The organism is Frondihabitans sp. PhB188, assembly GCF_003752365.1.
Taxonomy (GTDB): domain Bacteria; phylum Actinomycetota; class Actinomycetes; order Actinomycetales; family Microbacteriaceae; genus Frondihabitans.
In genome coordinates, this window is record NZ_RJUO01000005.1 from 269,383 (window position 1) to 281,863 (window position 12,481).

Consider the following 12,481-nt stretch of genomic DNA (forward strand, 5'->3'; position numbering starts at 1 on the left):
CAGCAGTCACCCGTCGAGTCTATGGCTCGACGAGCGTCCGCGTTCTCGGGTAACGCTCGATGCCGAGCGAGACTCAGCCGGCGGCGACCGTGCGACGCGCCGCGACGATCTCGGCGATCTGCACCGCGTTCAGAGCGGCCCCCTTGCGGAGGTTGTCGTTCGAGATGAACAGCGCCAGCCCGCGGTGGCCCGGGGCGCCCTCGTCGTGGCGGATGCGGCCCACGAAGCTCGGGTCCTGGCCGGCGGCGGCGAGCGGAGTCGGCACCTCGGACAGCACCACGCCGGGGGCCGACGACAGGATCTCCGTGGCGCGCTCGGGCGTGAGGTCGTGGGCGAACTCGACGTTGATCGACAGCGAGTGGCCGGTGAAGACAGGAACTCGCACGCACGTTCCGCTCACGCGCAGATCGGGCAGCTCGAGGATCTTGCGGCTCTCGTTGCGGAGCTTCTTCTCCTCGTCGGTCTCGTTCAGACCGTCGTCGACGAGGCTGCCGGCGAACGGGATGACGTCGAACGCGATCGGGGCGACGTACTTGACCGGCTCGGGGAACGACACCGCGGCGCCGTCTTGGACCAGGCCGATGGTGTCCTGCTCGAGAGCCGCCCTGGCCTGCGTCAGGAGCTCCTCGGCGCCGGCGAGGCCGGAGCCCGAGACCGCCTGGTAGGTGCTGACCGTGAGTCGCTCGAGGCCGGCCTCGGCATCGAGCACCTTCAGCACGGGCATGGCGGCCATGGTCGTGCAGTTCGGGTTGGCGACGATGCCCTTGACGGCCTCGTCGATGGCGTGGGGGTTGACCTCGCTGACGACGAGCGGCACCTCGGGGTCCATGCGCCAGGCGCTCGAGTTGTCGATGACCAGGACGCCCGCGGCGGCGAACAGCGGGGCGTGCTTGCGCGATCCTGTGGCACCAGCCGAGAACAGCGCGATGTCGAGACCGGAGGGATCAGCCGTCTCGACGTCTTCGACGACGATCTGCTCGCCCTTGAACGGCAGGGTGGTGCCGGCGCTGCGCGCGGTGGCGAAGAACCGGATCTCGGCGATCGGGAACTCGCGCTCCTCGAGCAGCCGGCGCATCACGGCACCCACCTGCCCGGTCGCACCGACGACGCCTACGCGGAGGCCTTCAGCCATGGTCTTGTCCTGTTCTCGTGCCTGTGGGGCTTCGTGGGAGGGGCCGCGTCAGCGGCCGGTGCCGCCGTGGACCACGGCGAGGTCTTCGCCATCGAGGTCGAAGGCCGCGTGGACGACGCGCAGAGCGTCGTTGAGGGTGTCGGCACGGGTCACGACCGAGATGCGGATCTCGCTGGTCGAGATCATCTCGATGTTGATGCCGGCCTCGTAGAGCGCGGTGAAGAGCTTGGCGCTCACGCCGGCGTTCGTGCGCATGCCGGCGCCGACCAGGGCCAGCTTGCCGATCTGATCGTCGTACAGGAGGCCCGCGAACTGGATGGACTCGCGCTCGGACTCGAGGGCCTGGATGACGGTCGCGCCATCCGCCTTCGGCAGAGTGAACGAGATGTCGGTGAGGCTGGTCGCCGCGGCCGACACGTTCTGCACGATCATGTCGATGTTCGCGCCGGTCTTCGCGACCGTGCGGAAGATCTCGGCGGCCTTGCCGGGCTTGTCGGGCACGCCGACGACGGTGATCTTGCCCTCGCTCAGGTCTCCGGCGACACCGGCGATGATCGGCTCTTCCACGTGCTCTCCCTCTTTCGGGTTGACGACCAGTGTTCCCTCGTTGCCATTGAACGAGGAGCGGACGTGCAGGGTGACGCCGTGGCGCCTCGCGTACTCGACCGCGCGGATGTAGAGGACCTTCGAGCCGGCGGCGGCCAGCTCGAGCATCTCCTCGCTCGTGATGCGGTCGAGCTTCTTCGCTCTGGGCACAACGCGCGGATCGGCCGTGAAGATTCCGTCGACGTCGGTGTAGATCTCGCAGACGTCGGCGTCGAGCGCCGCCGCGAGGGCGACGGCCGTGGTGTCGGAGCCGCCGCGGCCGAGCGTCGTGATGTCTCCGGTCGAGCGGTTGAAGCCCTGGAAGCCGGCGACGATGGCGATCGCGCCCTGGTCGAGCGCCTCGCGGACGCGGCCGGGCGTGACGTCGACGATGCGCGCCTTGCCGTGCTGGGCGTCGGTGATCATGCCGGCCTGGCTGCCGGTGTACGAGCGCGCCTCGACGCCCAGGCCGCGGATGGCCATGGCCAGCAGGGCCATGCTGATGCGCTCGCCGGCGGTGAGCAGCATGTCGAGCTCGCGGCCGGCGGGCATCGGCGTGACCTCGTTGGCGAGGTCGAGGAGCTCGTCGGTCGTGTCGCCCATCGCGCTGACGGCGACGACGACCTCGTTGCCGGCCTTGCGCGTCTCGACGATCCGCTTGGCGACCCGCTTGATGCTCTCGGCGTCGGCAACGGACGAACCGCCGAATTTCTGCACGATCAGCGCCACCGGGTCACTCCATTCACAGCGGGCGGTCGATCGCCGCGCTTGACCCACGATTCTATGGGACGTTTCGAGCGGGTTACGGCGGGGGCGCCGCCCGCTGGCGTCCTTACGAGAGGAACGTGTGCGCGCTCATAAGGATTTGCGCCCCGATCTACGCACCCTGCAAGGAAACAGGGTCTCGCATGCAGGACTGACAAGGACGTCTACTGCAGGAGTCCTTGCGAGATCACTCGCTGACGAGCCGCCGGCCCTCGAACGCGCGCCCGAGCGTCACCTCGTCGGCGTACTCGAGGTCGCCGCCGACCGGGAGGCCCGATGCGAGGCGCGTGACACGCAGCCCGAAGGGCGCGAGCATGCGCGACAGGTAGGTCGCCGTCGCCTCGCCCTCGAGGTTGGGGTCGGTGGCGATGATGACCTCGGTGACGGTGTCGTCGGCGAGGCGCTGCACGAGCTGGCGGATGCGGAGGTCGTCGGGGCCGATGCCGTCGATCGGGCTGATCGCGCCGCCGAGCACGTGGTACAGGCCGCGGAACTCGCGCGTCCGCTCGATCGCCTGCACGTCTTTCGCCTCTTCGACGACGCAGATCGTGGCCGGCGACCGCCGCGGGTCGCGGCAGATCGAGCACGTGGTCTCTTCGGTGACGTTGCCGCAGATCTCGCAGAAGCGCACCTTGGTCTTCACGTCGACGAGCAGCTCGGCGAGCCGCGACGTGTCGAAGTTCTCGGTCTGCAGGATGTGGAACGCGATGCGCTGAGCCGACTTGGGCCCGATGCCGGGAAGCCGGCCGAACTCGTCGATCAGGTCTTGGACGATGCCCTCGTACATGCTCAGCTGCTCCCGTCGGCCGGCGGCCCGCTCTGCGGTGTGACACGCGGCGCGACGGTCTCTTCGTGGATGAACTGCGCGTTCAGGATCTCGCGCACGACGGCCTCGCCGTACCGCGAGTTCTGCGGCACGCCGCGGCTCGGTGCGGGTGTGCGCGGTGCCGACTGGGCCGAGGGCGCCGAGTGGGCGGGCGCCGCGGACCGGGTGGCAGCAGGTGCAGCAGCAGACGCGGCCGGGGTCGAGGCGGGGGCCGCGGGGCGGGCGTCGACCGGAGGCTCGACGTCGACCGGCGGGACTCCCCCGGGCGGCTCCGTCGAGATGTGCTCGGGCAGGTCCGGGCCGGGCTCGTCGGGGCCGAGCTCGTCGGGGCCGGGCCGGTCGGCCTCCGGCGGAGCCGACTGCGGGATCGGCGCGACGTCCCAGCCGGTGGTGGGCGCCGACGAGGCGGACGCAGGGCGTGCTGGCGCAGGGCGTGCCGGCGCAGGAACGTGCCCGCCCGCCGCCGGGCTCGACGCTGCCGTCGCCGCCGCGACCGTCGGCGTCGGGGTCGGCGCCGCCGCCGGTGCGGCCGGGCCCGCCACGGCCTCCGGAGCCGTCGGGCTCGGCGCCGCGGGCATCGTCGCCGCCGGTGCCGCCGAACCGCCCTCGTCGGGACGCTCCACCCTCGCGATGTACTTCACCCGCACGCCGAGCACCTGCACGATCGCGCGACGCAGGTGCTCGCTGACGCCCTCGCCGGAGGCTCCGGCAGGGCGCTTGAACTGCTCCACGTCGTTGACGCTGGGGAAGGTGAGCGTGAGGACCTCGTCGGCGAAGTCGCGGACCGTCGCGGTCATGGCGACCATCCAGGCCGAGAGCTTGTCGCGCTCGACGACCTCGAGCACTTCGGGCCAGCTGTCGCGGAGCTGCTGCAGCGTGACGGCGCCGACCGGCGCGGCCGGAGGCGGCGACGACGCGGCCGGAGAAGAAGTGGACGATGGCGTCGATGGTGCGGCCGGCGAGGGAGCTGACGGAGTCGTCGTGGCGGACGACACCGGCTCGTCCGGCGCCGGAGCGGCAGCGGGAGCCTGCGTGGGCGGGGCGGCCGGCGCTCCTGGCGCGACAGCGGCCCACGCATCGGCGGCGGCGGCGGGCGACGACGAGGCGGGCGCGGCGGCAGACGCGCCGGACGCGGCCGGCGAGGCACCGCGCGCAGCATCGCCCTGCGCGGCACCGCGCGGCGGCATTGCGGACGGAGCGGTGCCGCCCGAAGAACCGCCAGCCTGCGCAGCAGCACCCTGCCCCGCACCACCCTGCCCCGCAACGCCGTGATCTGCACCGCCCTGATCGACGCCGACCCGACGCTCGAGCCGCTCGACGCGGGCGAGAGCACCACGGCCGGTCTCGTCGCTCTCGGGCACGAGCACGCGGGCGATCATCAGCTCGAGGTGGAGGCGCGGCGACGTCGCGCCGGTCATGTCGGTCAGGGCGCGGTTGACGACGTCGGCCGAGCGCGAGAGCTCGGCGGCGCCGAACGCGTGCGCCTGGCGGCCGAGGTGCTCGAGCTCCTCGGGCGTGATGCCGCGCAGCACCGCGCCGGCGCCCTCGTTGGTCGCCCCGACGACGATGAGGTCGCGGAGCCGCTCGAGGAGGTCTTCGACGAACCGTCGCGGGTCTTGCCCCGTCTGGATCACGCGGTCGACGCTGGCGAACGCCGCCGAGCCGTCGTGGGCTCCGAGGGCGTCGACGACGGCGTCGAGCAGCGAGGCGTGCGTGTAGCCGAGCAGGGCGACGGCGCGCTCGTACTCGACGGTCACGCTGCCGGAGGCGTCGCCCTCCGACCCGGCGATGAGCTGGTCGAGCAGCGAGAGGGTGTCGCGCACCGAGCCGCCTCCGGCGCGCACGACGAGCGGCAGGACTCCGGGCGCGGCCTGGACGCCCTCCGTCTCGCAGAGGTGCTGCACGTAGTCGAGCATCTGCGCGGGAGGCACGAGGCGGAAGGGGTAGTGGTGCGTGCGCGATCGGATCGTGCCGATGACCTTGTCGGGCTCGGTCGTCGCGAAGATGAACTTGACGTGCTCCGGCGGCTCTTCGACGATCTTGAGCAGCGCGTTGAAGCCCTGCGGCGTCACCATGTGCGCCTCGTCGAGGATGAAGATCTTGTAGCGGTCGCGGGCCGGGGCGAAGATCGCGCGGTCGCGCAGGTCGCGAGCGTCGTCGACGCCGTTGTGGCTGGCCGCGTCGATCTCGATCACGTCGAGCGAGCCGGAGCCGTCGCGCGACAGCTCGACGCAGCTCGGGCAGACGCCGCACGGGGTGTCGGTCGGGCCCTCCGCGCAGTTGAGGCAGCGCGCCAGGATCCGGGCCGACGTCGTCTTGCCGCAGCCGCGCGGGCCGCTGAACAGGTAGGCGTGGTTGACCCGGTTCGTGCGCAGGGCGGTGCGCAGAGGATCGGTCACCTGAGACTGTCCGATGAGCTCGGCGAAGTTCTCGGGCCGATAACGGCGATACAGAGCGGTGACCACAGAGAAAGAGTAGTCGGAGCCGCCGACACTCGCCGCCGGGGTGGGGCCTCGCCCGCGAGTCCCCCGGACGGGGGCGATCTGACACTGGTCGAACCGGATTGTCTGGAGTACCCTCGAACGCACACGGACCGCCCGGCTCACCACCGGCGGAGGCCCAACCAGCTTCCCTCGCAGTCCTCGGATCAGGATCAGGAGACTCCATGTCGACCCAGTTGCCGACCCCGCACGCCCCCGCACCTCGAAAGAGGGGCCTCTCCCGCTCGGGCAGGGTCCGAGCGGTCCTCGCCCTCGGGGCCGTCGTCGGCCTCGGCACGGTCGCGACGCTCGCCGCGTGGTCCGACACCGGAGCCGCGACCGGCACGTTCAGCACCGGATCGCTCGACCTCAAGCTCCAGGGCCAGGACGGCACGGTCGCCGTCACGTCGCTCAGCATGGCGAATGCCGTGCCCGGCACGGTCGTCTACGCGAACCTCCCCGTGAGCAACGCCGGCACGGTGCCGTTCACGTACGGCTTCACGGTCGGGTCGACGAACGGCGCCGACGCCACCCCCCTCAACGCGAACCTCAACTGGGGCATCGTGTCGAACGGAACGTCGGCGACCTGCAACGCGACCACCTACACGTCGGCCGCCGGCGTGACCGCGACGAACATCTCGCCGACGACGACCCTGAGCGCCGCCCCGGCCGTCACCGGTCGCCCCCTGGCCGTGGGTGCCGTCGAGAACCTCTGCTTCCGAGTCGAGCTGCCGTCGAGCGCCCCCACCGGCGCCCAAGGCAGGTCGACGGTCGCGACGGTGTCGTTCACTGCCAACCAGTAGTCTTTCGACCTTCTCCAGGTCACTCCGGTCCCGGCCGAGTCGGGACGAGCGGGCGGTGGTTCGACCGGTTCCATTCGGGTGGACCGTGCGACCATCGCCCGCTTCTCTTCCCCACGATCGAGCAGAGCCGATGACATCAGCCCCAGCGACCGCCAGCCGCGGATTCCGCGCGGCCGTGGCGATCCGCGAGGTGATCCTCTGGATCGGCTCCGTGATCGGCGTGCTCTGCCTGCTCGTGGCGGCGGCCGCGCTGCTGTTCGGCGTGACGCCGCTGGTGTTCCGCACCGGCTCGATGTCGCCGCAGATCCCGACGGGGGCCCTCGCGCTGTCGAAGACGGTGCCGGCGGCCGAGCTGCAGCCCGGCGACGTGGTGAGCGTGATCCGCGGCGACGGCGAGCGCGTCACGCACCGCCTGGTGTCGAAGGCCGAGCGCCCGGACGGCGCCTGGTCGCTGGTCATCAAGGGCGACGCGAACGCCGAGGCCGACCCCGATCCGATCGTGACGAGGAGCGCCGACCGCGTCTTCTGGTCGACGCCGGGCCTCGGCTTCGTTCTGTCGGCCGTCTCGAAGCCGCAGGTCGTGTTCCCGGTCGGCGCGCTCTTCGGCATGCTCGCCGTGATCGGCTTCCGCCCGCCGCTCGACAAGCGCCTGCTGCGCGATCCCGAGGAGCTCGAGTCCCGCGACGACAAGCTCGAGGGCGCAGGAACTCGCCCCCCGCCACCGGCGTCGCCCTCCGACGCGACTGCTCCCTCGCCGCACCCCCGCCACCTGGCGGAATCCGACGCCGACCCCGCGCTCACCACCGCCTCCTTCTCCGACGCCTACGACGCCCGCCGGCACGCGAGCGCCGCGCACCACGCCCGCTGAGCACCCGCCGATCCACCCGAGGGGCCGCGAGCGAGGATGCGCTAGGAGCGCGGGGTGCGCCGGCGCGCCAGCATCACGACGGCGCCGATGCCGACGAGCGAGGCGCCGAGCAGGCCGGCCCCGGCGATCGTCGTGCCCGTCCAGGCGAGTCTCCGGTCACGGGGGTCGCTCCCGCGCGCGCTCGGGTCGGACCGCTCGGAAGACCCGGCCGCGGACTCGCTGCCATCACGGCCGTCGGAGCCGTCGAGAGCGGTCGAGCCGGAACCCGACGCCGACCCGGAGCCCGAGGCCGATCCTGCCCCTGATCCCGCTCCCGAGCCCGCCCCGGGCGACTGCCCGCCGCCGCTGGCCCCGCCGGCGCCGGATCCCGAGAGCGTGATGCCCGACGCCGTGACCTTCAGGTCGGCGCTCCCGGCCAGACCCATCAGAGAGTCGTCCGTGCGCGCGGCCGGCGTGTCGGCCATCTCGAAGACCAGCTGCACGTGCACGGTCGTGCCCGCTGCCACTCGGCCGAGCACGATGCCGTCGTCGAAGACGGGGTCGCTCAGCGGTGTCGTCGCCAGCACGGTCGTCTTCCGGGCGCAGGAACTCGAGGCGGTCCAGGAATCCCGACACGTCGCCACCGACAGTGCGAGCCCGTCGTCGACCGAGGTGAGGCCTCCGGCGGGCGCGACCCGCAGCTCCAGCCTCGCGTCGCTGCCCGGCGTCGCGTCGAGGCGCCACGTCTCCGCGTACCCGGGGCTGAAGCCGGCGAACTGGGGCTGGAGGCCCCGGTCGGCGCTGACGGCCACCGTCTCGCGCGCGGGAGCGGCCCCCTCGACGAGCGTGACGTCGACGGCGAGGACGACGATGGAGGCGAGGGTGGCCGCCGCCGCCGCGACCGCGACGATGCCCCAGCCTCGTAGACGGTGGCCGGTCACGCCGTGCTCACGGCCTGCAGGGCCCAGGTGGCGGTGGTCTGGGCGGCGGCGGGGAGTTCCTGCGCCCCGGGATCGAGGCCGACCTCGAAGCAGAGCAGGACCGCGTCGCCGGAATCGGCCGCGAGGGAGACCGGGCCGGACGCGGGGACGCTCGCCAGGGTTCCGTCGGCGAGCTGCTGCCCGCTGGCGATGGTCGCGGCCGAGCAGCCGGCGCCCGGGGCGAGGGCGGCGATGCGGACGTGGAGGCGTTTCCAGAGAGCGCTCGAGTCGGGGCCGGCGGCGCCCTCCGGCACAGGAGCCGCGACGGCGACCCGGCCTGCGAGCGAGCCGGCGCGGGTGCGGACCTCGAGCGCGGCGTAGACTGGGGCTCCGGCCTCGAGCACCTCGCCGGTGAACGGCAGGGCGGTGAGCGGGTCGGCCGCTCCGCCGCCCGTCCACTCCCCCGTGGTGCCATCGGTCGCCACCGCTCGCTGCTCGAAGCCGAACGAGGTCGAGACCAGGTCGCCGCCGTCGGGGCCCCGGGGGCCCAGGGAGAGGGAGTCGGTCCACTCGGCCGAGGTCGCGACGGTCCAGGATGCCAGGGCGGCGACGCCGGCCGCGAGCACGGCGAGGCGCACTCGCCCCGTCGGTCGTGCCGTCGTCGCCGTCATGGAGTCGCCGATCTCGCTCAGTCGATTGAGAGGAGAAGGGAGGCGACCCTCTCACACCCGAAGGAGAGGGTCGCCTCCGGCGCTAGCGTTTCCTCGCCCTGATCCTGCTCAGTCCGCGGGATGCACCCAACATCCCGAGACCCAGCGCGAGGATGCCTGCGCCCACGGCCGCCCAGGGAAGGACGACCGAGCCTGTGTAGGCCAGTCCGCGTTCGACCAGGGAGGTCGGGGCGGAGCTGGTCGTGCCGCCGTTGCCGGCGGGAGCGATGGTGCCGGAGCCGGTTCCCGAGCCGGTACCGCTGCCGCTGCCCGGGCCCCCGCCGGAGCCAGTGCCGCCGCCGGTGCCGCCGCCGTTCGTGCTTCCCCCGCTGCCGGCGGCCGGATCGCGCATCACGGTGAACGTGGTGGAGACCGGGTCGGACGTCATGCCCATGATCGACTGCGTCACGGTGTAGGTGTGCGCACCCGGTGCCACTCCCGCGAACGCGACGCTCCAGTTGCCGTCGGCATCGGCCACGACCGTCTTGGTGTCGCCGTTGTCGAGCATCACCGTCACCGACGCCCCCGGCTCGGCCGTCCCCATGATCGGGACGGTCGCCGTGCCGTCGCTGCCGGCCATGTAGGTCGAGCCCGGCGCCGGCGAGTTCACCTTCAGCGGGTCGAGCGCCATCAGGGTGAACGACTGCTGGGGAGCACTGGTCGACACGCCGGCCACCGTCTGCGAGGCGATGAAGGTGTGGTCGCCGTCGAGCACCAGCGGGAAGGTCACGCTCCATGTGCCGTCCGCGAGGACGGTCGTGGTCAGGATCGTGCCGTTGTCGAGATCGACCGTCACCAGCGCACCCGGGGTGCCGATTCCGCTGATCGGCACGACGTGGTGTCCGTCCCGGTCGAAGTCGGGGATCAGTGCGTTGTCTGACGGCTTCAGCACCGTGATGCCGCCGGTCGTCGTGACTGGGACGACCGTGAATGCCACGGACACGGGTGCCGAGGTGGCCACTCCGACCGTCTCGGTCGCCGTCACGGTGTGGCTGCCGGTCGCAAGCCCCGTCAGCGAGACCGACCAGGCGCCGTCGGCGTCGGCTGTGACCGTCTGCGCGGTGCCTCCGTCGAGGCGGACCCTCACGGTGGCGCCCGGCTCTGCGGTGCCCGTGACCGTCGTGGCCCCCGTGCCGCCGAGGCCGGCGGGCACGTTCTGCCCGGCCGTCGGGGCGGTGATCGCGATCGGGGCCGCCTTCGTGCCGGTCACCGTCACCGCGGTGGAGCCGGTGACGACGCTGCCGGTCTTCTGGGTGACCTGGATGGTCGCCTGCCCGTCGGGCACGGCTGTGACCGTGACCGACCAGGTGCCGTCTGCGCCGACCGTCGTCGTGCGGGTGAGGCCGTCGCCCAGGTCGACCGTGATGGTCGATCGAGGCTCGCCCGTGCCCGTCACCGGGACGTCGAAGAAGCCGTCGCCGTCGTCGTCGCGGACGATCTGTCCCGCGGACGGGCTCGTGATCGTCGGAGCGGCGACCGGATTCGCCTTCTCGACGACGGTGAAGGTGACCTTCGCGGGATCGCCGGCGACGCCGCCGACCGTCTGGGTCGCGGTGACGCTGCGGCTGCCGGGGTCGACCGCCGTGAACGTCGTGGTCCAGGTGCCCTGGGCCGTGACGGTCGCCGTCTGCGGGTCGACGCCGTTCAGCACGACCTTGACCTTCGCGCCGGGCTCGCCCGTGCCGGTCACCACGACGTTCGTCGCGGAGCCCGTCTGGACCTGGATCTGCTGGCCCGTCTGCGGAGCGGTGATCGCCACGGAGTTCGCCACGCGGACCGTCACGTCGGCGGTGACCGCGTCGGTGGGGCCGTCGGCGAGTTCCTGCGTCACCGAGATCTCATGGTCTCCTGCGGCGACGGTCGGGAACGTCACGGCCCACGTCCCGTCGGTGCCGGCAGTCACGACCTTCGGCGTGCCGCCGTCGAGCGAGACCGAGACCTGCTCGCCGGCCTGGGCCGTGCCAGTGACTGGCAGCGAGCCGCCCGCCGTGGGCTGCGTGACAGTGGTGCCGTCGGCCGGGGTCGCGATCCTCACCGGGTCGGCGACGTCGACCGACACCTTCGAGGTCACCGCCGGGAGGATCGCGCCGTCGCTGGTCTCGACGACCGAGACCGTGTGGTCGCCGACGGGGACGCCGTCGACCGTGGCACTCCACTTGCCGTTCGAGCCGATCGTGGCGGTGGCGGTGAGGCCGCCGCCGAGGTCGATCGCGATTGAAGCGCCCGGCTCGCCGGTGCCGGAGACCAGGAGGTCGGTGGTCGCGCCGTCGTCCGAGACGAAGACCGTGGAGCCGTCGACGGGGGCCGTGATGACAGCCGGGGCGACCGTGTCGGCCGTCACCGTGGCGCTGTCGGAGCTCGTCACCGTGCCGTTCGAGCTCTGAGTGACCACGATCGTGATCGGACCGACGGGGACGTCGGTGACCGTGACGGTCCAGGTGCCGCCGTCGCCGACGGTCGTGGTCGCCGTGTGGCCGTCGCCGAGGTCGACCGTGATGGTCGATCCGGGCTGGCCGGTTCCGGAGACCGGCACGTCGACCGTGCCGTCGCCGTCGGCGTCAGGCAGCACGTCACCCGCGGTGGGCGAGGTGATCTCGACGGGGGCCGCCGGGTTCAGGCTCGTGACCACCGAGAACGTGACGTCTCTCGGCGCCTGCGCGGTGCCGGCGACCGTCTGGACGGCTTCGATCTCGTGAGTCGCGGGCAGCGTGCCGACGCCGGGGAACGACACCGACCAGGTCCCGTTCGCCGCGACCGTGGTGGTCTTCGGCTGGAGGCCGTCGAGGGTGGCGGTCACCGAGGCTCCGGGCAGGCCTGTTCCCGAGACCGGCACCGTGGTGGTCTCGGTGCCCAGGGGAAGCTGGAACTGCTGTCCCGCCTGCGGGGTGGAAATGGTCAGGGCCTGTGCGACGCCGACCGAGAACGCCACCACGACCGGCGTCGTGGGCCCGTTGTCGAGGACCTCCACGACGCTGACGCTGTGGTCGTCCACGCCGACGCCGGTGAAGGTCGTCGACCAGGCGCCGTCGCCGTCGCTCGTGACGACCGCGGGGGTGCCGCCGTCGAGCGAGACCCGCACGGCCGTGTTCGGCTCGGCGGTGCCGGAGACCGGGACGCTCGTCGTGCTGCCGGCGGTCGCGACGGGGATGATCGCGCCGGAGGCCGGAGCGCTGACGACCACGCGGTCGGCCACGCTGACGACGAGGTCGCGCGTCACCGGATCGGCGTCGAAGCCGCCGATGGTCTGCACGACCGAGATCGTGTGGTCGCCGACCGGGACGTCCTGCACGGTGACCGACCATTTTCCGTCGTCGCCCGCCGTGGTAGTCGCGGTGAGGCCGCCGCCGAGGTCGACGGTGATGTCGGCTCCCGGCTCGGCGACACCCGAGACCGGCACGTCGACGGTCTCGCCG

General features: G+C 72.4%; 9 protein-coding genes. 2 read left to right on the plus strand and 7 right to left on the minus strand.

The annotated features are described in order from the left end of the window. Positions 1–73: 73 nt before the first annotated feature. The 4 genes from EDF46_RS16215 to EDF46_RS16230 all read right to left on the minus strand — a co-directional run bounded on the left by EDF46_RS16215 (position 74) and on the right by EDF46_RS16230 (position 5,773). Positions 74–1,132: an aspartate-semialdehyde dehydrogenase gene (locus tag EDF46_RS16215; protein WP_123507380.1), complete on the minus strand. Its 1,059-nt coding sequence runs from the start codon at positions 1,130–1,132 to the stop codon at positions 74–76. A gap of 48 nt (positions 1,133–1,180) precedes the next feature. Continuing rightward, complete coding sequence (locus EDF46_RS16220; RefSeq protein WP_123507382.1) at positions 1,181–2,446, minus strand: aspartate kinase; 1,266 nt, start codon at positions 2,444–2,446, stop codon at positions 1,181–1,183. 223 nt (positions 2,447–2,669) lie between these two features. Further along, positions 2,670–3,269 carry a recombination mediator RecR gene (gene recR / locus EDF46_RS16225; RefSeq protein WP_123507384.1) on the minus strand — a complete coding sequence of 200 codons (600 nt, stop codon included), beginning with the start codon at positions 3,267–3,269 and terminating at the stop codon, positions 2,670–2,672. 2 nt (positions 3,270–3,271) lie between these two features. Then, on the minus strand, positions 3,272–5,773 hold the full coding sequence (locus EDF46_RS16230; RefSeq protein ID WP_123507386.1) for a DNA polymerase III subunit gamma and tau: 2,502 nt from the start codon (positions 5,771–5,773) through the stop codon (positions 3,272–3,274). Positions 5,774–5,973: 200 nt separating this feature from the next. Here EDF46_RS16230 and EDF46_RS16235 point away from each other — a divergent pair, with 200 nt between their 5' ends. Next, positions 5,974–6,591, plus strand: coding sequence for a SipW-dependent-type signal peptide-containing protein (locus EDF46_RS16235; protein ID WP_123507388.1), 618 nt, complete (start codon positions 5,974–5,976; stop codon positions 6,589–6,591). 130 nt (positions 6,592–6,721) lie between these two features. Next, positions 6,722–7,459 (plus strand): signal peptidase I, encoded by a 738-nt coding sequence (locus EDF46_RS16240; RefSeq protein ID WP_123507390.1) that lies wholly within the window; start codon positions 6,722–6,724, stop codon positions 7,457–7,459. Positions 7,460–7,500: 41 nt separating this feature from the next. Here the strand turns inward: EDF46_RS16240 and EDF46_RS18580 are convergent, their stop codons facing one another. The 3 genes from EDF46_RS18580 to EDF46_RS16255 form a co-directional block, all read right to left on the minus strand. Further along, positions 7,501–8,379 (minus strand): hypothetical protein, encoded by an 879-nt coding sequence (locus tag EDF46_RS18580; RefSeq protein ID WP_199738303.1) that lies wholly within the window; start codon positions 8,377–8,379, stop codon positions 7,501–7,503. Further along, entirely contained in the window at positions 8,376–9,029 is a 654-nt protein-coding gene (locus EDF46_RS16250) for a hypothetical protein (protein WP_148061243.1), read from the minus strand. The genes EDF46_RS18580 and EDF46_RS16250 overlap by 4 nt, the downstream gene beginning before the upstream one ends. An 82-nt stretch (positions 9,030–9,111) precedes the next feature. Continuing rightward, a complete protein-coding gene (locus EDF46_RS16255) occupies positions 9,112–12,465 on the minus strand; it encodes a hypothetical protein (RefSeq protein WP_123507394.1) in 3,354 nt (1,117 codons plus the stop codon). Between the last annotated feature and the right edge of the window lie 16 nt (positions 12,466–12,481).

Excerpts from the sequence above, each read along its gene's own strand:
- recR (WP_123507384.1), bottom strand. The coding sequence starts at position 3,269 with ATGTACGAGGGCATCGTCCAAGACCTGATCGACGAGTTCGGCCGGCTT.
- EDF46_RS16215 (WP_123507380.1), bottom strand. The coding sequence starts at position 1,132 with ATGGCTGAAGGCCTCCGCGTAGGCGTCGTCGGTGCGACCGGGCAGGTG.
- EDF46_RS16240 (WP_123507390.1), top strand. The coding sequence starts at position 6,722 with ATGACATCAGCCCCAGCGACCGCCAGCCGCGGATTCCGCGCGGCCGTG.
- EDF46_RS16250 (WP_148061243.1), bottom strand. The coding sequence starts at position 9,029 with ATGACGGCGACGACGGCACGACCGACGGGGCGAGTGCGCCTCGCCGTG.
- EDF46_RS16235 (WP_123507388.1), top strand. The coding sequence starts at position 5,974 with ATGTCGACCCAGTTGCCGACCCCGCACGCCCCCGCACCTCGAAAGAGG.